The following is a 22,520-nucleotide window of genomic DNA, read 5'->3' on the forward strand; positions in this document are numbered from 1 at the left end:
TTTTATTTTGTGAAATACCAAAAAGAGAGTTTTTAATAAAAAATAGAATTAATGAAAAAAGTAATTTTTGGACTTTTAATGATGCTAACCTGTCCAGCAATGGCACAATGGTTTAATAGGACAATCTCGCATAATACTCTCGAACGGGAATACTGGCTCTACATACCGGAAAATTTTCAACCTTCCCAATCGACTTCTTTAATTATGGCATTACATGGAATGAGTGACACCTCGGAGGCATTTAGTAAAACCATAAATATAGAACGTTTGGCCAATCAGGAGCAAATCATTGTCGTTTGCCCACAGGCATTGCACGATACAATTCTGGGGCATACGGCGTGGAATTCCGGTGCAGGGATAGGCCCCGGAAAACAATTTAATGAAAGTATTGATGATGTGGACTTCATTAGAACGCTGATTGTTATGGTTTCCGAACAATATGCAATTGTTCCGGATAAGGTATTTGCTTTTGGATTTTCGATGGGCGGTTTTATGGTGCATAGGTTGGCTTTGGAATTAAATGATAAAATAACTGCTTTTGCTTCTGTGGCCGGAACCATAGGTGAAAGTTTGCTACCTATACTGGGAACAATTTCGGTTCGACCCGTTTCAATTGCTCATTTTCACGGTACAGGAGATAGCGTGGTGGCGTATACGAATAATGCATATGGGAGTAATGTGAGTATGATGTTAGCGTTCTGGAAAAAAAATAATAAAAGTAAACCCGAGGCGGAACATCATTTTTTACCGGATCGGATTAATGATGGTCTTACTGTAGATCATTATCGGTATACCAGTGAGTTTAATAGCGCTATAATCGAATTGTTTAAAATAAATGGCGGTTTTCACAGATGGCTAAACGATGAAGATAATAGCGATATTTCCTATACCGATGAAATCTGGAAATTTTTCAAAAAAACGAGTACACTTGCGAATCCGTCGTGGGAAGCTTTGCAAACAGAATTAGCGGTATATCCAAATCCGATTGATGGTGATGGGTTCACTATTAAGTTGTCAGGAAATGTTCCGAGTCCCCCCGATACGGTCTTTGTTGTCTCTGTTTATGATAACTTAGGCAGAACGATTTTACAAAAAGAATGTGTTTTTCTTTTGGGAGAAGCCAGCATAATAACAACTGTATTAAAAAAAGGGATTTATCTGATAGAAATAAAAAATAAGGAAAATTTCAAAAGGTCATTTGCCAGAATAGTAGCAAATTAAAAAGTAACCTAATATACATATGTTAAATCAATCTGTACGATATAAAAATGAAAGAAAAAATTACGCTGTTCTTGCTTTTATTGACATTACCAATAATGGCACAATGGAAAAATGAAACGTTGGAACATGGTGGAATAATCCGGGAATACAGGATTTATATACCTTCGCATTATCAGGATTCAAAACCGGCATCGCTGGTTTTTGCACTACACGGGCTATCTCAAAGCATGATCGAATTTAGTCGTATCATAGCAATTGAAAAACTAGCCGAAGAGGAAAATATTATTGTTGTTTGCCCACAGGGATTAGCTAGGTCGGCTTTAGGATTTAAAGTTACAGGATGGAATTCCGGAGCAAGTTTTGCAACTCTTGATATAAATGAATTTAGAGATATAGATGATGTAGGGTTTATTCGCTCTTTAGTAAACAAATTCTCAAACCAGTATACAATAAATCCGGACAATATATTTGCCTTTGGTTTCTCAATGGGTGGCTTTATGACACAGCGACTTGCTTTGGAGTTAAGTGATAAAATACAATCGTTTGCTTCGGTTGCCGGTACTATCGGAAATGGAATCTTGCCAATAGCACCAGACATACCGGCGCGTCCGGTTTCGATAGCCCATTTTCACGGAACTGAAGATGAAATTGTCGGATATGATAATAATGCCTTTGGATTAAATGTTGACAATCTGATTGATTTCTGGAAAACCCACAATCTGGGAGGGTTAAATCCGGAGCATTTTATATTTCCGAAAATAACAAAAGATGCTATGACTGTGGAACGTTTTACATATACCAGTAATTTTAATGATACCGAAGTAGTACTGTTTAAAGTGAATAATGGACCACACAATATATGGCTTCGTGAAGGTATTAATGATATTTCCTATACCGATGAAATCTGGAAATTTTTCAAAAAAACGAGCACACTTGCCAATCCGTCGTGGGAAGCTTTGCAAACAGAATTAGCGGTTTATCCAAATCCGCTCACAGGAAATCAGATCAATATTCGTCTGAGTGGACATCAGCAATATGAAAACGAAGCTTGTACTGTTATTGTGTATGACGGAATCGGAAGAGCAATTATCCATGAAAAATGTAAATTAATCTCTGGTAACGGAACGATAACTGCAAGAGATTTACCCAATGGAGGGATGTATTGGGTTGAGGTAACCGGAATTGAAAAACGCTTTAAAGCACATAAAAAGCTGTTAATTAACCGATAGATTCATTTCAAATTAAAAAAGCCTATCTTTTTCGTATTTTGAAAGAATAGGCTTTTTATGAAGGATTGGATTAGTTTAACCCTGCAAAAACAAAAGGCTTGGCATTTTTAAAATGTTTCAGGGTATCACCGGAATAAGTCTCCTGATTTTCGAGACTCAGTTTTTTAACGGTTGCTTTTTCTCTAAAATCTATTTTCTTTAAATCAACCCAAAAGGTATTTGGTGTTAGTACCGTTTCAAAGTAATACACGCGGTTTTTCTGGTCGGATACCGAACGCCAGCGTGTGGAAGAAATATTAGGCTCTTCCGGAGTAGCAATGCCAAAAGGAACCGAACAATTTCGGATTAAACTAAAAACACTTCCTACAGCAATTCGGGTATCATCTGTTTGAGGAATCACACTCAGGTAATATTTGGCTCGGGTAAAACGATCAGCTGCACGATTGGTACCCGGAAGCATAATGTTACCCGGAATGTTTTTCCAGTAATTATGTAAAGCCAGCTGTTCTTCAAAAATAGGCGAGTTGGTCATCACGGTATAAGTAGGATCGTGATGAATAATCAGTTTACCATTAATATATTCAAAAATGGCATTGTCGCCATAAATATCGGAAATCGATAAATGGAGTGTCGTAAATTTATCGGTACCCGGAATAAAATCAGAAACCACGACAAATCGTTCTTTGCTTAAATCCGATACAGCTTCACTAACAGTCGCAAAATTGTCCAGAACATATTGTGCCCATGCCGAAATAGCCAGGCCTTTTTGTTTTCCATTCCAATCATAAGACGGATATTTCGATTCGACCAACCATAAAACATTCGCAACAAGACCTTTCTCATTCATACCATCGGTTGTGGAAATATCATAAGCACTTGTGATCAAACTACCATATTTGGATTTCCAAAACAAAGAGTTTTTTCCTGCTTCCCCGTTGCGTTCCATTCCTCTTGGAAAAATCCAAAGGTTCGCTGGTATTTCGTCCTTCCAATCCATGGATCGTGCGGTGATGATCGTATTGTTAGGGCCTTTGTAAACCAAACGGGTACACGCTTTTATAGTTTCTGGTGTGAGGGAAATTAGGAGAAAAAAAGCAAAGAAACATCGGGTATTATTAAAAAACCGGAATGCAGTTTGGGTAAAGTTAATCATATCATCAGATTTTGAGGTTACTATACGAAATGGTAATCAATTTAATGATTTATAGTTTGGTAATCAATAGAGTAGGGAAATAGTTGAATAAAAGCACCTAAGCAGCGTTGTTTATAACGATTTGACGGCCCTATCTTTTGGAAAACAGAAAATAAATCGAGTTTTAAAAAAAGGAATTATAGGTCAAAACATACTAAGAAAGAGCCAAATAGATTATAAAAATAAAAAAATCGGGATACTTTTAGAAAACGTTAACGGAGACGAAACTTTTATTGTCTATTGAAAAAAACAGAAATTATGGAGTTAGTTACTTTAGAAAGCAAAGCATATCAGATGCTATTAGCAAAAATTGCAAAAATTGAAGAATACATTAAAGCAGACGACGCAAAACCAAAACCGTCAAAAGAGCAGGAGGAAATATGGATGGACAATTATGATGTATGTCAATTATTTCATATTAGTACCAAAACATTACAGCGTTTGCGTAAGGACGAATTATTGCCGTATACAAAATTAAGAGGAAAATGCCTTTATCGGATGTCAGACATAGAAGTCGCTTTAAACGAACGATTAATTAACAGAAGTCCTAAAAAATTAGACGAATTTCGAAAAAATTATGTAGTGAAAAATACGCACAAATAATAAAAGAGAACTTATTGATACGATGACCGAGATTGTATTGGGTTACTGTTTTCGAGAATGAAAATGTAGGAAAGTTATCGGATTAATTGTTATAGGTTTGAAATATAATTGTTTGTGTTCTGGTTCTTGCTTTGGGGATGTGTTTTTAAAAGAATTGTTTTCTCGCTTTTGAAAGTTTTGAGAATGCCTGTAACCGATTCATAACCGGAAAAACAGCTTGTATTGACAAGTATTATTTTATTGAAAATTTAACATTTCTTAAAAGGTCTGTATACACAACTTTATATAATTTTGAATCCATTATTATGAAGTTAAGAATTAGACTTTTTATAGCACTATGTTTTGTGCTGCTGACAGGGACTGTTGGGGTTTTTGCCCGAACGGCACATCAGCAGTTTCTCGGCTATGAAACAAGTGGTAATTCTGGAAAATTTCAGAAGGCTGGCGTATACAGTGCACTCAGTGATATCACAAATTATACTTCATGTCACGTAGAAAAATTAAATGATAAAACATATCCTACCGATAATGAGACCGAAGAAAATGAACTGACGTCTTCTAAAAAATGGTTGGAGTTAAATAATTATTTTACTACCGTATTATACATACAAGTACCCGCTAGGGATTACTACACCATAAAAAAGCGCTTACAACTTTGTAAGCCTTTTTTGTTTTTGCCTTCTTGCAAAAAATTTATCATCTTCCGCGTTATCAGAATTTGATTTCAAACTACCATTGGCGTTAAAACGCTATCTCCACTAACATTTGTTTTGCGGCTCCATGCTCCTGGGATTTTTTTGCCCGATTCGGAGTAAGGATATCTATGCCCGTACACTAAAAAATCAATAAAATTTTATACTGCTTAAAAGCAAAACCATTATGAAGAAAATCCTAATGCTCGCAGGGTTATGTACCTTGTTGTGTTCCATTGGCTGTACGTCAAAAAAAGAAAACGAAAAAGAAGATCAGGTAAAATATCTGGTAACCAATCCTGTTCAAAAGGATACGATGATCACCAAAGACTATGTGTCCCAGATTCATTCCATTCAACATATCGAGCTTAGAGCTCAGGAACGTGGATATCTGGAGAAAATTTTTGTAGATGAAGGACAATTTGTAAAAAAAGGACAATTGTTATTCCAGATCATGCCAAAATTATACCAGGCTGAAACACAAAAAGCTGCGGCCGAAGCGAGTTTTGCCGAAATTGAATATAAAAATACCAAACGACTTGCCGATAAAAATGTAGTTGCACCAAATGAATTGGCTATGGCGAAAGCGAAATTGGATAAAGCAAAAGCCGAATTAGCACTAACACAAGTACACCTTGGATTTACCGAAATCCGTGCTCCGTTCGACGGGATCATCGACCGTTTTCACGTAAGACAAGGTAGCCTTGTAGATGAAGGTGATCTGTTAACCAATCTTTCGGATAACAGTAAAATGTGGGTATATTATAATGTACCGGAGGCTGAGTATCTGGATTATAAAGCCAAAGTAAATAGCAATAGCACTCCAACTGTTGGCTTATTAATGGCCAATAACAAAATGTTTGATCATTCTGGTGTGGTGGAAACGATTGAAGGAGAGTTTAATAATGAAACCGGAAATATTGCCTTCAGAGCAACATTTCCGAACCCGAAAGGATTGTTACGCCATGGGGAAACGGGGAATATCAAAATGGGAATTCCTCTTAAAAATGCCATCCTGATTCCTCAAAAAGCAACTTTTGAAGTCCTTGACAAAAAGTATGTATATGTAGTCGATAAAGACAATGTATTGCGATCAAGAGAAATTCAAATCGCAGCAGAATTACCGCATATTTTCGTAATTAAAAGCGGCTTGGCACTTACTGATAAGGTGCTTATCGAAGGAATTCGTCTTGTAAAAGAGAATGAAAAAATCAATTACAAATTTGAGAAGCCCGAATATGTTATGTCGCATTTAGAGCTATATGCAGAATAATCGAATAACTAAAAAGAGAAAACATGTTTAGTAAATTTATACATAGACCTGTATTTGCGATTGTAATTTCGATTATGATTGTCTTTATGGGCTCCCTGGCAATTAAACAGTTGCCTACATCGCAATTTCCAGATATTGCGCCAACGACAGTAAATATTTTTATCGCCTATCCGGGATCCAGTGCCGACGTATTGGTAAAATCAACGTTGATCACATTAGAAAATGCGATTAACGGGGTTCAGGATATGCGTTATATGGCAACCGATGCGACCAGTGCCGGTGAAGCGACTTTAAGAATCATCTTCGAACCCGGAACCGACCCGAATCAGGCGGTGGTAAGGGTTAAAACAAGGGTGGATCAGGTGATGCCGTTATTACCCGAACTGGTACAACGGGAAGGGGTGGTAATCACACCAATTCAGCCGAGTATGTTGATGTATATCAACCTATATGCGAAAGGCAAAAACATGGATGAAAAATTCCTGTACAACTATGCCAACGTAAAAATGCTTCCTGAGATTAACCGTATTAAAGGGGTTGCCCGATCTCAGATATTAGGAAGTAGAACCTATGCGATGCGTATTTGGTTAAATCCGGATCGTATGCGTGCCTATAATGTTTCGGTAGATGAAGTAATGAAAGCATTGGGCGAGCAGAGTATCGTGGGACGTCCGGGACGTATCGGACAAAGTTCCGGTATTCAGGCGCAATCGTTGGAATACGTATTGACTTATAAAGGGCGTTATAGCGAGCCTTCAGAATATGAAAATGTAATTATCCGCGCCAATGCAGATGGAGAAAGTATCCGATTAAAAGATATCGGACGCGCGGAACTGGGTAGTGAATTCTTCGATATCTATTCCAACCTTGACGGACATCCTTCGGCTTCCATCGTATTAAAACAGAACTACGGTAGTAATGCCAACGATGTAATCAAGCAGGTAAAAGCCAAGCTGGAGGAAATGAAAGAAACCTTCCCTCCGGGATTGGATTATAAAATTAGTTATGACGTATCGAAGTTCCTGGATGCTTCTATGGAACAGGTTGTCGATACTTTACGCGATGCCTTTATATTAGTAGCACTGGTAGTATTTATCTTCCTCGGTGACTGGCGTTCTACGCTGATTCCGATCTTGGCGGTTCCGGTTTCCTTGATTGGTGCCTTCTTTGTCATTCAGTTTTTCGGAATCTCGATCAACCTGGTAACCTTGTTTGCGCTTGTATTAGCTATTGGTATTGTGGTCGATGATGCGATTGTCGTCGTCGAGGCAGTCCATGCCAAATTTGAAGAATTCCCACACATAACACCATATCAGGCGGTGAAAAAAGTATTGGGTGAAATTAGTGGTGCAATTATCGCGATTACCGCGGTAATGGTGTCTGTATTCGTACCGATATCCTTTATGTCCGGTCCTGTTGGAACGTTCTACCGCCAGTTCTCGATTACAATGGCGAGTTCAATTGTAATTTCGGCCTTGATCGCGCTTACGCTGACACCAGTATTGTGTGCGATGTTACTAAAAAATAACCACGGAAAAGAGGTTAAAAAGAATTTACTGACCAAAAGTTTGGACAGTTTTAACCGTGTTTTTGATAAAATGACCGGTAAATATGTAAGCCTACTGAAATCGATCGTGAGCAGAAGATGGCTAACATTTGGAGTATTGATAGCCTTCTGTGCCGGTACTTTCTTTGTGAATAAGATTCTTCCGTCCGGATTTATTCCAAGTGAAGATCAGGGAACCATTTATGCCATTATTCAAACACCACCGGGATCGACGTTGGAAACAACCAATCAGGTTTCACAACGTTTACAGAAAATTTGTGAGCATGTGGATGGTGTAGAATCGGTGTCCTCACTGGCGGGTTATGAAATCATGACAGAAGGTAGGGGATCCAATGCCGGTACATGTTTGATCAACCTTAAAGAGTGGTCGGATAGAAAGCACACCGTTACCGAAATCATGGAAGAATTGGAAGAAAAAACCAAAGGTCTTGGTGCGAAAATAGAATTCTTCGAACCGCCGGCCATTCCGGGATTTGGTTCGTCGGGTGGTTTCTCCATGCGTCTTTTGGATAAGAGTACCACTGTGGATTACAAAGACTTCGATAAAATAAACAAAAAGTTTATGGAAGATTTGGGTAAACGTAAAGAGTTAACCGGTTTGTTCACGTTCTTCGCGGCCAACTATCCACAATATGAATTGGAGATAGACAATCAATTGGCTATGCAAAAAGGAGTATCTATCGGGAAAGCAATGGAGAATCTGGACATCCTTATTGGTAGTACCTATGAACAGGGATTCATTAAATTCGAGCGTTTCTTTAAAGTATACGTACAATCGGATCCTAAATTCAGACGACTGCCATCGGATATCTTAAACCTGTATATCAAAAATGATCATGGCGAAATGGTACCGTATTCTGCCTTTATGCGATTGAAAAAAACACAGGGACCCAACGAGATTACCCGTTATAACATGTACAACTCAGCTGCTATTCAGGGACTTCCGGCAAAAGGATATACCACAGCCGAAGCCATCCAGGCGGTTCGGGAAGTCGCTAAAAAATCATTACCAAAAGGATATGACATTGCCTGGGAAGGTCTTTCGTATGACGAAGCCGGTAAAGGAAATGAATCGATTTATATCTTTTTAATCGTATTGTCGTTTGTTTATTTCGTTTTAGCGGCACAATATGAAAGCTTTATCATTCCGTTGGCGGTTGTTTTCTCGCTTCCGGTTGGGGTTTTCGGTTCGTTTTTATTACTGAAAATGATGGGACTTCAAAATGATATCTATGCGCAAATCGGATTGATCATGCTTGTCGGACTACTCGGTAAGAATGCTGTACTAATCGTCGAATTTGCCGTCCAGAAGCACCATGAAGGTGCCACGATACTCGAAGCGGCGATTGAAGGTGCCAAAGTGCGTTTCCGACCGATCCTGATGACTTCCTTTGCGTTTATCGCCGGATTAATTCCGTTGATGCTTGCCAGTGGAGCCGGAGCTATCGGTAACCGAACACTGGGTTCTGCGGCACTTGGAGGAATGCTCTTCGGAACCGTTTTCGGGGTAATTATCGTACCGGGATTGTATTATATTTTCGGCTCATTGGCAGCGGGAAGAAAATTAATACGCGATGAAGAGGATAGTTCTTTATCACACGAATTTGTACATCAGATAGATAATTTTACAAAAGAAGAACAAGAAAATGAGTAAGCGATTAAATTCATATATAGGTATAGGAGTAAGCTGTTTACTACTAACGGTTGCGGGGTGTAAAGCCCCTGCAACGTTGGGGAGATCGGAAAATAAAAACGTTCCGGCTGCCTATAACACAACAGCAGTACAGGATTCGGTGAATACCGGAAAAATGAAATGGAAGGAGTATTTTACCGATAAATATCTGGTAGCGCTTATCGATACGGCATTGGTGAAAAATCAGGAGTTGAATATCACAATGCAGGAGATTGAAATCAGTCGTAACGAAATCCGGGCGCGAAAAGGAGAATACCTACCGTTTATCGGATTAAAAGGTTCGGCCGGTTTCGATAAAGTAGCCCGTTTTACAAACATCGGTGCGATGGAAGCCAATACCGAGATCAAACCCGGAAAAGAAATGCCGGAACCGTTACAGGATTATTCCATTGGAGCCTATGCTACCTGGGAACTGGATATCTGGAATAAATTGCATAATGCTAAAAAAGCAGCCGTAAGCAAATACCTGGCATCGGTGGAAGGTAAAAACTTTACGGTGACCAACCTGATTGCCGAAATTGCAAATTCCTATTACGAGTTATTGGCTTTGGACAATCAGTTGGCTATTGTAAAACAGAATATCGAAATCCAGGGAAATGCACTGGAAATTGTAAAATTACAAAAACTGGCAGCCCGTGTGAACGAACTGGCTGTGCGCCGATTCGAAGCACAGGTGTTAAATACCAAAAGTCTGCAATTCGATATTCAACAACGCATCACGGAAACGGAAAACAAAATCAACTTTTTAGTAGGCCGTTTTCCGCAACCGGTGGAAAGAAGCACGGCTACGTTTAGCGGTTTGGTACCCAATATGATTCATACCGGAATTCCGTCGCAATTATTGGAAAACCGTCCGGATGTTAAACAAGCCGAATTGGATCTTGTTGCAGCCAAATTAGATATTAAAGTGGCCAAAGCCCGGTTTTATCCGTCTTTGGGGATTTCGGCCGGGATCGGTTACCAGGCGTTTAATCCAAGTTATTTAATCAAACCGGAATCCCTGTTGTATTCGTTGGCCGGCGATCTTGCCGCGCCGTTAATTAACAGAAATGCTATAAAAGCAGCGTATTATACGGCCAATGCCAAACAAATTCAGGCGGTGTATAATTACGAGCGTACGCTTTTAAATGCTTATATCGAAGTGGCCAACCAGTTGGCTAAGATCAGCAATACGGAAAAAACCTTCGACCTGAAATCCAAACAGGTGGAAGCTTTAAACCAGTCGATTGAAATTTCAAATGATCTTTTCAGTTCGGCAAGAGCCGATTATATGGAGGTCTTAATGACCCAACGTGACGCTCTGGAATCCAAATTTGACCTGATCGAAACCAAGATGAAGCAAATGAATGCGATGGTAAACATATACCGCGCATTAGGTGGTGGATGGAATTAAATATTCCGCCTGTAAGGGCGATTATTAAATTTTGTTGATAGTTAGTGAGGTGAAAGCCTCCGGGATCGTCCCGGGGGCTTTTTAATTATAGGAATTACTATTTTTTATTACTTGAAGTGATGATTTATTAAAAATATCAGAATACTTAAGTATATTCGTATATATTATTTAAGAATTGTTTGCATTATTTAAAATAAATATAATTCGGTAAAACCATGAAATTTAAAAGCTTGCTTATCGTGTGTTTGTTATGGATAACCTGGAGTTATGCGCAGACCACCAAAAGGGTATATTTTGTAGGGAATAGTTATACGTATTATAACAACCTGCCGGAGTTAATCCAAAAAATAGCACTATCTACAAATGATCATTTAGAATATGATAGTCATACGCCCGGTGGTTCGCGTTTTCAACAGCATGCTGCCAATCCAACGGTGTTGAATAAAATCGCTGAAGGGAACTGGGACCATGTGGTTTTACAGGAACAGAGTCAGTTGCCGTCGTTTCCACAGCAACAGGTGGCTACTATGGTATATCCGTATGCCCGGCAATTGGTCGATGCGTTTAAAACAGCCAATCCGTGTGGTTCTGCGGTTTTTTATATGACCTGGGGACGTAAGTATGGCGATGAGCAAAACTGTAATAACGGACTCCCACAGTTGTGTACCTATGAAGGAATGGACAATGCCCTGTATACCTCGTATATGCAAATGGCTACCGATAATAAAAGTCTGGTTTCACCGGTAGCAAAAGTCTGGCGCGCTATCCGGGAACAAGATCCGGGTATGGAGTTGTATGTAGAAGATAATTCGCATCCATCCTATATCGGTTCCATGGCTGCCGCGTTTACATTTTATACCATTTTTTTTAAAAAGGATCCCACATTAACACCATTTATGGGTGATTTGTCACAAGACGATGCTAATATGATCAAAGGAATCGTAAAAAATATTGTGTTTGATCATCCTGAAACCTGGTTTGTCGGAGTACATGACAATCCATCCGATTTCAAATGGGACGACCTTCAAAACCGAACGTATAAATTTGAATCATTAAATCCAACCGCGACAACCTATTTTTGGAATTTTGGCGACGGAGCAACAGCCACTATACAAAACCCACAACATACCTATCAGACCAATGGAACGTACACCGTTAGCCTGACAACCAATGCCTGTAATACGAATGCAATCAAAACACAAACGGTTACCACTACCGCATTATCCAACAACGATTTTACTAAAAAACGAATCCGGATGTATCCGAATCCAACTACTGATCGGATTTATCTAACAGCTGTCGATTTTGATCAAATCACGGTATGCGATGTTTTAGGGAAATCGATGCGTGTTGCAGTTTCCAAAACGGATGAAGTGATAGAACTCGATACAGCACAGCTTGCTCCCGGTACATATTTTGTTCAGATTCAAAAGGAAACCGAAAAACAGTTTTATAAATTTCTTAAAAAATAATGCCTTTTTTAAAAGGGGTTTAGACTATAGTAATGCTTTATAATACCAACTTAAATCTGGATCAGATTCGAAAAGACACACCCAATTGTCTCGATAAATTATATTTTAATAACGCCGGTGCTTCGTTGATGCCCAAACCGGTTATGGCGAAAATACAGGAATATCTTATTGAAGAAGAAAAGTATGGTGGCTATGCGGCTTTCGATCGGAATAGTGCCGAAATCCAACAGTTTTATAACGAAGTAGCTGAATTAATTGAAGCAAAACCCCATAATATCGCTTTTGCGCATAGTGCTACCGATGCCTATGCCAAAGCACTATCAGCAATCGATTTTCAAAAAGAGGATGTGATTCTGACTACAGCCGATGATTATGTGACCAATCAAATGCAGTTTTTATCATTGCAAAAACGATTTGGGATTGCGATTCAAAAGGTACGAAATACTGAAAACGGCGATATCGATTTTGAAGATTTTGAACGTCTTATCGCTATAAAAAAGCCGAAATTGGTTTGTGTAACGCATATACCTACCAATTCAGGTCTTGTCCAGGATGTTGAAAAAGTGAGTGAAATCTGTGAACGTGAAGGACTGACCTTTTTATTGGATGCCTGCCAGTCGGTTGGACAGTTGCCGGTTTCGGTAGCCAAAATAAAATGTGATTTTATGAGTGTTACCGGACGAAAATTTCTACGCGGACCAAGAGGTACGGGATTTTTATATATCTCGGATCGGATGCTGGAGCAGGGAATTCACCCGCTTTTTATCGATGGAGCCGGAGCGATCTGGCGTTCGGAAGATACATTTGAACTAATCGAACAAGGGAAACGTTTTCAGTATTGGGAACTTCCATATGCTTTATTGTTGGGCTTAAAAGAAGCTATCCGTTATCAGAAAGGTCTTGGAATAGAAAACATTCAGTCCTATAATGATCAGTTAATGACATACCTTCGGAAAAATATCGCTACGATACCTGGAGTAGTGACTTTTGATCAGGGTTCTGTGACTTGCAATATCCTGACATTTACAAAAGGAGAAAAACCAATTGTAACATTAAAAGAGGAATTGCTAAAAAGAGATGTGTATTGTAGCATCAGTGCTCGTGAATCGGGCGTGATTGATTTTGATAAAAAAGGAATAAAAGGCGTGGTTCGAATTTCACCACATTATTTTAATACGATCGACGAAGTAGACCGACTTTTAAATCATATTAACGATTTATAATTTGAGAAGTCTATTTCTAAAAAAATGATAAAAAAGCGTTCTAATGGAACGCTTTTTATTTTATCCGCTTCATCGGAAAAGACTGCTTCCGTTCCTGTCCGTTTTTGCTACCGGAAATTTCGGCGGTTAGCGTATTTGTGCCTGTTTTGGTATAGGTGATCATCTGTGGAAAATCGTGTTGTCGGTTTTCAAATATTAATTGATTTTCGGAACTTATTTTAGCAATAAAATGCACCGGTTGGTTGTTGTTCTGATCTTTAACCGTCGGAATATAGAACAGATTGGATCCTTCCTGAACGAGTTGAACCGTTTCAAAAACGACCGTATCTTTTCCTTGTAAAATATAACTTTTGCCACGGTATTCGTGATCGTTAATTTTACGCCAGGTTTCGTAAAGACTACCTTTGGACGTTTTGTTTTCCCACGTGCCAATGATCCAATTGGCTTTTTTGATGTCGGTTGATTCCTGTACTGTCCAGGCCCCTAAAATGAGAAGACCGACAAACAGTAACGCTAATTTTGTTTTCATAGTTGATTGTTTTTTGACACTACAAAATTGCAGGATATGATGCTTTTAAAATTGTAAAAATGCGACACTACTATTCCGTTCCATAAAAAAGAGCGGACATTTTTAGTTGATCACCATAAAATTCTTTTGGTGTAAGTCCGGTTAGCTCTTTGAAATCTTTATTAAAATGCGCTTGATCATAATATTCATTTTCGTGGGCTAGAGCGGTAAAACTGGTAAATTGTTTGCTGAGCAACATTTTAAGAGTCGCTTGAAGTCGTACGGTTTTAGAAAGTTGTTTGGGACTTAAGCCGATAGCGGTGGCAAATTTGCGTTCCAGTTGCCGGCGATTGACATTGGTTTGTTTGGAAACGGTTTCAATGGTTAGCTGACCGTTGGCGGTTAAAATAGTTTCAACCGTAGTTTTGATAATCCGGTCAATGGTATTGGCGTCGGTTAGCCGATTTCGTAAAAAGTTTTCAATATACTGAATACGTTCTGTTACCGATGAAGCATTCAGGATTTTTTGTTCCATTTCGAGTCCGTCGTTGCTAAATAGTTGTTCCAGTGAAACGGCGGTATTTTCCATTTCCCGAATTGGAACATTGGTAAAGGGAAGAAAACCGCCAGGGTGAAAGCGAACCGAAAAAATTCCGGTTATTCCTGTAGACTCAATTTCCAACGGTTGGGTGAGTTGTCCGATTACAAAACATCTGGGTTGTAGAATATTGTTCCCGTCGGGCAGGTATTGCCGGTACAGATCGCCATAATGGAAAATCATTTCCATACAACCGTCGGGAACAATGGTTTGTCGTTCCGGTGTTGCTTCTTCCGGACTTTCCAGAATCCAATAGCATTTTATAAGTTCGCGTAACTCCGAAGCCGGATCAAATGTTTTATAATACATAGTTTTATTATTAAAATAAACTCAGAAATGGGCAAATACTTTTCGTTTCGATTCTCAAAGATAGTATAGTAACGAATTTGTAGAACTGACGCTATGTTTATTTTTACTAATTGTATTTTGATTTTGAGCGAATTAAGCTATTGTTGTAAAAAGTTTACTGTTTTTTAGTCATAAAGATTTGCAGATACGAAAAAGCTTGTTATATTTGCAACCGCAATCAGGAAATGGTTGTAACATACTGGAGAAATGGCAGAGTGGTCGATTGCGGCAGTCTTGAAAACTGTTGACTGTAACAGGTCCGGGGGTTCGAATCCCTCTTTCTCCGCCACTTTTAAAAAGCCCTGATGTAAATCAGGGCTTTTTTTATTTACAATACTTTTAGCATTTTCTCCTCTGGCAAATAAGGTACTCTCTCTTATTAATAATTGTATTTCAATATTTTATCTTAATAAATTAAGTAAAAATACGTATTGCTTTGTTGGGTATAAATTGCTTTCTTGTGAGTCTATAAAATAGAGCTATAAAGCTTTTTTACGAAAAAAAGAGGGAAGTTTCGTAAAAACAATGTTAGATGTAATTTTAGAAAACATTTACGAAGAAAGAACTTTACCTTGCATATTTTGATTTCATGGGCTTCAAGCAATTTATCCAAAACAACGAAGACGAAATTTTAATGTGTAGAATGGGACATATTTTTAGAGATATAGAAAACTGTCTCGGAAAAGGAAAATATCAAGAACCAAAAAACGGTGTATTACTTGCAGACTTGTCTGAGTCTAAAATTAATTGTTTAAGTATTTCTGATACAGTCTTTTATTTTGGACAAATACTTGTAACCAAGAAGATTTACTTGAATTAGTTGAAGTAGCTTATAATTTTAATTGGCGAGAAATTGGTTATAACTTCCCATTAAGAGGCTCTATTGTAAAAGGGAATATTAAAGTTGTTTTAGGTAAAAATAAAAACATAAATGGCGGTTCATATTGTGTACAATGTTTATATGGGAAAGGTTTAGTTTATGCCCATGATATTGCAGAAGCTCAAGAATGGGGGGCGATCATAGATGAAAATGTAGTTAAAGATTTGAGTTCTTTTGAAAAAGGTAAACAATTTCTAAAAAAACATACTATAAGATATAATGTTCCATTCAAAAACAATTCTCATAAAGAATATAGTGCATTTAAATTGAAACAAGGAAAACTAAATGAAGTAGCGCTTATAAATGCTATAAAAACTGTTGACGAAGTATTTTCACAGGATAATAAATTAATAGATCATGAAAGCATTCAACTTAAAATACAGAATACAAAAAAAAATATATATGATACAAAAGATATTAATTAAAAACTATGTCTAATAATTTATCAAGGACGAATCGATGTAAATTAATTAAAGACGTCTCAGAATGCATTTGGAATGAAATAATTTCATTTCATACTGCAGGAGTAAACGCTGCAGAAATTTATTACACTAAAAAACTGCTTTCAGAAATTCTTAATCACTCTAATAATTTAAATTATTCAATTTGGGCTGTTGAACCAGGAAATGAAAAAAAATGGGGCTCAGATATTGACATTTATATAGAGCGTAGAACTAATGATTTTGAGCTTTATGCTTTCCAAGCAAAACTTTTAAAATTAGGTAATATGTATGATGGTTTAAACAGAAATTCGCTCGGTACATATCAATGGCAAAAGTTACGAGATTATCAAATTCATAAAGGTTGTCATGTAAATTATCTTTTTTATAACGGTGTTAGGAATTTTAGATATAATGGCACTAATAGATGTAGTAATTTCTACAGTGAAAAAGAACTTGGTTTAAGTTATGTGGACATAGATACTGTAGAACGTATTACTTTGTCCAAAAACACTTGGGAATTTTCTGATTTTCACACTGTTTACTCTCATCCACTATCCGAAATTGTTTGTTGTATGGGAGAATATAATCCTAAAGTAAAAATATATACATATCAAGATATTGTCGAAACTCTTAATAATTACCAGAAAGTCGAATTTGAAACAGACATAGAATCGCTTATTTCAAAAGCATCTGAGAAAAACGATGAAAAAATTGAAGAAAAAGAGTCTAAAAGAAAAGCAGATTTAGTTTTCATAATTAGAAACACTTCTAGTTCTTATTAAAAAACTACAGCTAAGAATGGTTTTGCGAGTGAAAAATGTGATTTTTGCACATTTCACTTACAAGAAATTTTATCTTAGCAGAAAGTCTAGGATGCCGAAGTTCGCAAGTTCGTAAAGCCGCGAAATCTTGGCAGCAAGTCTAACGTAACACACAAAAAAATCAACGATCAAAGGAATGGCATACAAAAGCAAAAGCATATTACAAATTGTAAAAGAGATAGAAGAAAGTAAAGTTTTCCTACCAGCTTTACAAAGAAAATTTGTTTGGGGTAAACCTCAAATTGAACTTCTTTTTGATTCATTAATGAGAAACTTTCCTATTGGAACTTTTCTTTTTTGGAATCTAAATAAAGAAGTTGCAAATAACTATGTTTTTTATGAGTTTCTACGAGAATACGATCAAAGAAATCCTTATAATATAAAGAAATCCGGGAGTTTTTTAAACACAGAAATAATTGGCGTACTTGACGGACAACAAAGACTAAGCTCTATGTATATTGGACTCCAAGGAACACACACCGAAAAAGCACCATATATGCGTTGGGCAGACGATAATGCTTATCGTAAGTCAAAACTCTATCTAAACTTACTTTCATTACCATATCGAGTTAACACGGAAAATGATATTGAAACTATTGAAGAACAAAATTTTGAATTTAGATTTCTAACAGACGGAGAAAGTGAAGATTGGATTTATAGAAAAATAAAGCAACAAGACGAAAACGAAAATGAAAGAGTTCTTGAAGATAATATGTTTTGGTTCAAGGTCGGAGATATATTGACATGGAAAGCTGACCCAGAAATTGATGTTATCATTGATTCTTTTATTTCAAAATGTAAGACCCAAAAACAAAAAGATATTCTCAATGAGAAAAGACGATTAGTCAAAAAAACGCTTGAAACTTTATATAAAAGAATATCATCTGACCAACTTATTAACTACTTTGAAATTGACAAGCAAGATTTAGAAGATATATTGAAAATATTCATACGAGTAAATAGCGGAGGAACGCAATTAAATAAAACAGACTTGTTATTTTCTACTATTGTCGCTACTTGGGACAATGGAAGAGATGAAATTGAAGCGCTATTACAAAAAATCAACAGAAAAGGCGATGGTTTCGGCTTCTCAAACGAGTTTTTAATGCGTTCTTGTTTGGTTTTGACTGATGCTCCTATTCTTTACAAGGTTAATTCGTTTAAATCTGAAAATGTTCAAAAAATCAAAGATGAATGGAGAAAGATTGCAAATGCAATAGAACAAACTGTAGAACTTTTAGTGGAATTTGGATTCAATCAAAGTTTACTAACTTCTCAAAATGCGACCATAATAATTGCTTATTACATATACAAAAGTGGCGTTATTAACGATACAACAAAAATTGACATAAAAAAATATCTAATACATTCATTGTTGAATGGTATTTATGGTAGTTCACAAGACCAATTGATTGCATTTTTAAGAAACTTTTTCCGAACACAATCAAAAGATGAAAATGGCAAAGCAGTTTATAAATTAAAGAACAATTATTTTTCTTTTGAAGAAATATTAAAACTTGAACTTCCTTCAAAAAAATCTCTTTACATAACTGAAATTGAGTTAGACAATTTTATGTCATACCGAAAAGGTGCTTCATCTTTCTTTGTTCTGTCATTATTATATCCTAATTTAAAATATAAAGAAGTTCAATTTCATCAAGACCACATACACCCTGCATCTAAATTTGACATTGACAATTTTAACTTAATTGGTCTGAATAAAGAAGAACACGATGAATGGTTAAAACGAAGAGATTCTATTCCTAATCTACAACTTTTAGAAGGCAGACAAAACGAGTCAAAAAACGCAACTGCATTTAATATTTGGTTATCCAGAAAAAATGAATATGATCAGACACATTTCAAAACCAGCAATTATATACCAGAAGACATTAGTATAGAGTTTAAAGACTTTTTAATATTTTACGAAAAAAGAAAGACAAAATTAAAAGAAGAACTCAAAAAAGTTTTAGCAATAAATAATGACGCTCAAATAACAAGCGAAGAATTTTTAGAACAAGAAGCAATTGCTGACGAGGATTAGAATAGAAAACACCAGCAGCCAGCAAAGTATTGACAAAATCGGTGCTGAATGGCTTCGGTTGAACATTTTGTACAAGGTTAAACTTTCGTTCTTCAATTAAACTCTAAAGCAAAGAATCCCAACATTTGGCGATGCCATACCGTTATAAATAATAAACCTATAACCTATTTTCAATCATCCAACCTTATTAAAATACAACAAAAGCGGCATCAGGTGTTCGATTGTGATACCTCTCAGTCCGACAGATTTTTCTTACAAAAGCCTTGATTTATGATCAAGGCTTTTTTTATTTGTTATACTTTGCGATTTTCTTTTCTGGTAAATAAAGCGACTTTCTTTTTTTTATTACGGATTCTATTTCAATATTTTATCTTGTAAATTAGGTAAAAATACGTATTGCTTTGTTGTGTATAAATGAGTTTCTTACGTGTTTGTAGGCATAGCGATATGCTTTTTGACGAAATAAACTTCGTAAAAAACACAGTTGGCAGATATATTGCACACTTAACCAAATCAACACTATGGATGAAATTAAAAATAAATTATTCGAATTGCTCACAGAGCTTGATGAAGCGTTATCTCGGGGAGAATTTGATACGGCAACTTTAACAAGTGTTCGTAATAAACTCAAGCTCTATATTAAAAGATTATTTGACAATAACCCAGATTACAAAGAATTAGTTGACGAAGTAGATATTAGCGTGATAGACTATAATTCTTTTTTGAGTTCTATGAACCAACTTCGTAGCGTAATTAGCGCAATGATGGATGATATAGATTTGTCTGTTCGAAATCTTGATTTTGTTACTGAAGATGAGAAACAAAAGATTCTAGCAAAAGCTCGTGAAGAGGCCGAGAAAGAAAGAGAAAAACTTCAAGCAGAATCAAATGCGATACAACAGATTAAAGAAGACCTTCAAAAACGGACTGAAAGTATTCTTTTGGAAGAGGAAAAACTAAATTCCTTTAAAGCCAAGCTTGAATTTGCAGATAAAGGTGTTGATTTCCAAACAGACGCAAAAACGAATAAACAAATTGCAATTATCTGGGCTGTAGCATTGTTTTTATTACTAGTTGCACTAGTTTGGATACTTTGTATAACCCTGAAAAACAGTGATGTATTCTCAAATATTGCAAAATCAATTCAAAAAGATTTTGCATCAGATAAAGTAAAATATGATCTAACTATCATAAATAATACAATCTATATTTCTTATGGGAAATATATTTTTTCTAAGTTATTACTTTATTCCCTTTTAATTTATGGAATTAGATTTTGTGCGAAAAATTATAATGCTCAAATGCATAATTTTATAATCAATTCTCATAAATCAAATTCTTTAAAAAGCACATTAAGTCTATTGGATACGGCTAAATCAGAAGATGGCAACGATAAACTATTAGTCCAAGCAACACAGGCAATATTTTCACACCAAAATACTGGATACGGCGGTGCTGAAAATGACATAGGTTCACCAAATCTCGTCACTAATGTAATAGAAAATGTAAGTAAAAAGATTTAGTACATCTGCCAACAGCGGTTTTGCACGATTGTTGCTTTAAGTTATGAAATTACGTCTAGATTTCCTAACTACGTTTAGCTTTGCCGAACGAACTCAGTTTCAATTTCAGCAACAGTCGCAAAGCCAAATAACATTACAGGTAATTATCTCCAAACCTTGCTTAAGAGAAAATCATGCTGAAAATAGAATCTGAAAAACTAAATATTGAATTATGTGAATGTTGCGGAAAAGAAACCGTGAAGTTAACTAGATTTGTGTATGAAGATGATGAGACTTTTGCAATTATTATATAAAGTTCACCAAAGATCACGAAGAAAAAATTGTGATCGGAATAATCAGTATTGGAGATTGGGGAACTGACGAAGAGCCTAAAAACAGGTTTTCGTTTCCTTTTAAAATGTAGACAAAAGAAGGCAATTATCAAATCGGTTTAATAGACAAAGAAGAATCGCCTTGGAAACATGAAATACTGGGGAAAATTTTGGACAGAAATGATGCTTTGAAACATCCATGGATAAAAGACGTTTTTCATATCGCTAACCATATTGGAGTTGAAGATAAAGAAGTAGTTGAATATTTTTCGTGACCATAACTGCCTGTAGCAACGGTTTCATACAATAGCCCATTTTCTCTTTCTTGGAAAATAATCCACTAATTCAAAATTTGCTTATCTTTAAATCAATTATTAAAGTTCCGCCACTAGTGCAAATCCGCTGCACGTTATAGGCAACCCTAACAGACGAAACGAAATAGAATGAAATTAACAATAGACTTGACAAGAGAAATATTTGATGATGTAAAAAGTGTTAGCTTTTATGACAGCAAGACTATATTTTTCGATCCAACTATTTTTTTGCCTTCGACTGTTTCATTTAAAATATGGGGAGTAGGCTTAATGGCAGGTTTTGACTGGACACAATACTTAGATTTAGATAAGGAAATTAATTTAAAATCAGTAATTCAGAAATCTTCTGGTAATGAAACGACTATTCAGGGCTTCGGGACTTTGACATTTAGAAATGTTGTAGCTGGAAAAATATCAATTTCACCATATGATAATAAGGAATTCTTAAAAAACAAAACTGGTAAACAAGTAAAATATAAGAGAGAGTGGACACTGGAAAATATAGACAATGATAGTTACGAGTATTGGCTTGACACATCAATCTATTTTCCCTATGGAGCTTGTGACTTAAAATTATATTCAAAAGGCGAAGTAACATTTGAATTCGATACAAATGATTGTGTAAGCGGAATTGAATACATTACTAATCCGAATAGGCAAGACACTTTTTTTGGGTATTTAAAAGACAAAACTTTGACAACAAATTCTTATCAATATGAAGATTTTAATAATTAAATATTAAAGCAATCTATAACGGCGGTTTTGTGAAATGGCTTAGTTCAGCTTTAATCGGGTAATGGTCAGTGAAAATTTTTCTTTCTTCGAAATAAGTTTTCTATCTCTAACTTTTCTGTATATTCGTAAACATCGGTAACAAAAATTCCCACCAGTACAAAGCAGGCGGGACATTATAAATAATTAAGCCATAATAATACTAAACAATACGATCATATATATTATCCAACCTTATCAAAATACAACAAAAACGGCATCAGGTGTTCGATTGTGATACCTCTCAGCCCGCCACTTTTAAAAAGCCCTGATAATTTTTTTATCAGGGCTTTTTTTATGCTTAATGTTATCTTTCTTCGCAGGCACAGATTAAAAATCCGCGCTATTGAGCATCTTAATTCCAGACAGAAAAAAACTGTCTACTCACATTAAAAGTAAAC

General features: G+C 36.2%; 17 protein-coding genes and 1 tRNA gene. 15 read left to right on the top strand and 3 right to left on the bottom strand.

Annotation, left to right across the window (positions count from 1 at the left end):
* Positions 1 to 51 precede the first annotated feature (51 nt).
* Both ABFU83_RS03615 and ABFU83_RS03620 read left to right on the top strand, forming a co-directional pair.
* The gene (locus ABFU83_RS03615) at positions 52 to 1,221 is read left to right on the top strand and encodes a T9SS type A sorting domain-containing protein (protein ID WP_347069017.1); all 1,170 of its coding nucleotides are present in this window, start codon (positions 52 to 54) and stop codon (positions 1,219 to 1,221) included.
* A 47-nt stretch (positions 1,222 to 1,268) separates the two neighbouring features.
* A complete protein-coding gene (locus tag ABFU83_RS03620; RefSeq protein ID WP_347069018.1) occupies positions 1,269 to 2,450 on the top strand; it encodes a T9SS type A sorting domain-containing protein in 1,182 nt (393 codons plus the stop codon).
* Positions 2,451 to 2,520: 70 nt separating this feature from the next.
* Here ABFU83_RS03620 and ABFU83_RS03625 read toward each other — a convergent pair whose 3' ends face one another.
* The gene (locus ABFU83_RS03625) at positions 2,521 to 3,603 is read right to left on the bottom strand and encodes a linear amide C-N hydrolase (RefSeq protein ID WP_347069020.1); all 1,083 of its coding nucleotides are present in this window, start codon (positions 3,601 to 3,603) and stop codon (positions 2,521 to 2,523) included.
* Positions 3,604 to 3,900: 297 nt separating this feature from the next.
* On the opposite strand from ABFU83_RS03625, the gene ABFU83_RS03630 reads away from it, so the two are divergent.
* The 7 genes from ABFU83_RS03630 (at position 3,901) to ABFU83_RS03660 (ending at position 13,558) form a co-directional block, all read left to right on the top strand.
* Positions 3,901 to 4,245 (top strand): helix-turn-helix domain-containing protein, encoded by a 345-nt coding sequence (locus ABFU83_RS03630; RefSeq protein WP_347069021.1) that lies wholly within the window; start codon positions 3,901 to 3,903, stop codon positions 4,243 to 4,245.
* A 305-nt stretch (positions 4,246 to 4,550) separates the two neighbouring features.
* Positions 4,551 to 4,967 carry a hypothetical protein gene (locus ABFU83_RS03635; RefSeq protein ID WP_347069023.1) on the top strand — a complete coding sequence of 139 codons (417 nt, stop codon included), beginning with the start codon at positions 4,551 to 4,553 and terminating at the stop codon, positions 4,965 to 4,967.
* Between the two features lie 157 nt (positions 4,968 to 5,124).
* Positions 5,125 to 6,210 (top strand): efflux RND transporter periplasmic adaptor subunit, encoded by a 1,086-nt coding sequence (locus tag ABFU83_RS03640; protein WP_347069024.1) that lies wholly within the window; start codon positions 5,125 to 5,127, stop codon positions 6,208 to 6,210.
* 23 nt (positions 6,211 to 6,233) lie between these two features.
* Entirely contained in the window at positions 6,234 to 9,431 is a 3,198-nt protein-coding gene (locus ABFU83_RS03645; protein WP_347069026.1) for an efflux RND transporter permease subunit, read from the top strand.
* The gene (locus tag ABFU83_RS03650) at positions 9,424 to 10,863 is read left to right on the top strand and encodes an efflux transporter outer membrane subunit (RefSeq protein WP_347069028.1); all 1,440 of its coding nucleotides are present in this window, start codon (positions 9,424 to 9,426) and stop codon (positions 10,861 to 10,863) included. Before ABFU83_RS03645 ends, ABFU83_RS03650 begins: the two co-directional genes overlap by 8 nt.
* A gap of 215 nt (positions 10,864 to 11,078) precedes the next feature.
* Positions 11,079 to 12,335 (top strand): PKD domain-containing protein, encoded by a 1,257-nt coding sequence (locus ABFU83_RS03655; RefSeq protein WP_347069030.1) that lies wholly within the window; start codon positions 11,079 to 11,081, stop codon positions 12,333 to 12,335.
* A gap of 32 nt (positions 12,336 to 12,367) precedes the next feature.
* On the top strand, positions 12,368 to 13,558 hold the full coding sequence (locus tag ABFU83_RS03660) for an aminotransferase class V-fold PLP-dependent enzyme (protein WP_347069032.1): 1,191 nt from the start codon (positions 12,368 to 12,370) through the stop codon (positions 13,556 to 13,558).
* A 55-nt stretch (positions 13,559 to 13,613) separates the two neighbouring features.
* Here the strand turns inward: ABFU83_RS03660 and ABFU83_RS03665 are convergent, their stop codons facing one another.
* Positions 13,614 to 14,087 carry a DUF6265 family protein gene (locus ABFU83_RS03665; protein WP_347069034.1) on the bottom strand — a complete coding sequence of 158 codons (474 nt, stop codon included), beginning with the start codon at positions 14,085 to 14,087 and terminating at the stop codon, positions 13,614 to 13,616.
* A 70-nt stretch (positions 14,088 to 14,157) separates the two neighbouring features.
* Complete coding sequence (locus ABFU83_RS03670) at positions 14,158 to 14,973, bottom strand: helix-turn-helix domain-containing protein (protein WP_347069036.1); 816 nt, start codon at positions 14,971 to 14,973, stop codon at positions 14,158 to 14,160.
* Positions 14,974 to 15,213: 240 nt separating this feature from the next.
* Here ABFU83_RS03670 and ABFU83_RS03675 point away from each other — a divergent pair.
* The 6 genes from ABFU83_RS03675 (at position 15,214) to ABFU83_RS03700 (ending at position 22,083) form a co-directional block, all read left to right on the top strand.
* Positions 15,214 to 15,301, top strand: a tRNA-Ser gene (locus ABFU83_RS03675).
* Positions 15,302 to 16,056: 755 nt separating this feature from the next.
* Entirely contained in the window at positions 16,057 to 16,317 is a 261-nt protein-coding gene (locus tag ABFU83_RS03680; RefSeq protein WP_347069038.1) for a hypothetical protein, read from the top strand.
* Positions 16,318 to 16,322: 5 nt separating this feature from the next.
* Complete coding sequence (locus tag ABFU83_RS03685; RefSeq protein WP_347069040.1) at positions 16,323 to 17,117, top strand: hypothetical protein; 795 nt, start codon at positions 16,323 to 16,325, stop codon at positions 17,115 to 17,117.
* Positions 17,118 to 17,292: 175 nt separating this feature from the next.
* On the top strand, positions 17,293 to 19,200 hold the full coding sequence (locus ABFU83_RS03690) for a DUF262 domain-containing protein (protein ID WP_347069042.1): 1,908 nt from the start codon (positions 17,293 to 17,295) through the stop codon (positions 19,198 to 19,200).
* 521 nt (positions 19,201 to 19,721) lie between these two features.
* Positions 19,722 to 20,723, top strand: a complete 1,002-nt coding sequence (locus ABFU83_RS03695) for a hypothetical protein (RefSeq protein ID WP_347069044.1) — start codon at positions 19,722 to 19,724, stop codon at positions 20,721 to 20,723.
* A 754-nt stretch (positions 20,724 to 21,477) separates the two neighbouring features.
* Entirely contained in the window at positions 21,478 to 22,083 is a 606-nt protein-coding gene (locus ABFU83_RS03700; protein WP_347069045.1) for a hypothetical protein, read from the top strand.
* Positions 22,084 to 22,520: the final 437 nt, after the last annotated feature.

Origin of the sequence: Flavobacterium sp. WV_118_3 (genome assembly GCF_039778605.1) — a bacterium.
Lineage (GTDB): Bacteria > Bacteroidota > Bacteroidia > Flavobacteriales > Flavobacteriaceae > Flavobacterium.

What these genes read in the sequence shown, in the direction of transcription:
- ABFU83_RS03615 (WP_347069017.1), top strand. Translation starts at nt 52, where the DNA reads ATGAAAAAAGTAATTTTTGGACTTTTAATGATGCTAACCTGTCCAGCA.
- ABFU83_RS03620 (WP_347069018.1), top strand. Translation starts at nt 1,269, where the DNA reads ATGAAAGAAAAAATTACGCTGTTCTTGCTTTTATTGACATTACCAATA.
- ABFU83_RS03625 (WP_347069020.1), bottom strand. Translation starts at nt 3,603, where the DNA reads ATGATTAACTTTACCCAAACTGCATTCCGGTTTTTTAATAATACCCGA.
- ABFU83_RS03630 (WP_347069021.1), top strand. Translation starts at nt 3,901, where the DNA reads ATGGAGTTAGTTACTTTAGAAAGCAAAGCATATCAGATGCTATTAGCA.
- ABFU83_RS03635 (WP_347069023.1), top strand. Translation starts at nt 4,551, where the DNA reads ATGAAGTTAAGAATTAGACTTTTTATAGCACTATGTTTTGTGCTGCTG.
- ABFU83_RS03640 (WP_347069024.1), top strand. Translation starts at nt 5,125, where the DNA reads ATGAAGAAAATCCTAATGCTCGCAGGGTTATGTACCTTGTTGTGTTCC.
- ABFU83_RS03645 (WP_347069026.1), top strand. Translation starts at nt 6,234, where the DNA reads ATGTTTAGTAAATTTATACATAGACCTGTATTTGCGATTGTAATTTCG.
- ABFU83_RS03650 (WP_347069028.1), top strand. Translation starts at nt 9,424, where the DNA reads ATGAGTAAGCGATTAAATTCATATATAGGTATAGGAGTAAGCTGTTTA.
- ABFU83_RS03655 (WP_347069030.1), top strand. Translation starts at nt 11,079, where the DNA reads ATGAAATTTAAAAGCTTGCTTATCGTGTGTTTGTTATGGATAACCTGG.
- ABFU83_RS03660 (WP_347069032.1), top strand. Translation starts at nt 12,368, where the DNA reads ATGCTTTATAATACCAACTTAAATCTGGATCAGATTCGAAAAGACACA.
- ABFU83_RS03665 (WP_347069034.1), bottom strand. Translation starts at nt 14,087, where the DNA reads ATGAAAACAAAATTAGCGTTACTGTTTGTCGGTCTTCTCATTTTAGGG.
- ABFU83_RS03670 (WP_347069036.1), bottom strand. Translation starts at nt 14,973, where the DNA reads ATGTATTATAAAACATTTGATCCGGCTTCGGAGTTACGCGAACTTATA.
- ABFU83_RS03685 (WP_347069040.1), top strand. Translation starts at nt 16,323, where the DNA reads ATGTCTAATAATTTATCAAGGACGAATCGATGTAAATTAATTAAAGAC.
- ABFU83_RS03690 (WP_347069042.1), top strand. Translation starts at nt 17,293, where the DNA reads ATGGCATACAAAAGCAAAAGCATATTACAAATTGTAAAAGAGATAGAA.
- ABFU83_RS03695 (WP_347069044.1), top strand. Translation starts at nt 19,722, where the DNA reads ATGGATGAAATTAAAAATAAATTATTCGAATTGCTCACAGAGCTTGAT.
- ABFU83_RS03700 (WP_347069045.1), top strand. Translation starts at nt 21,478, where the DNA reads ATGAAATTAACAATAGACTTGACAAGAGAAATATTTGATGATGTAAAA.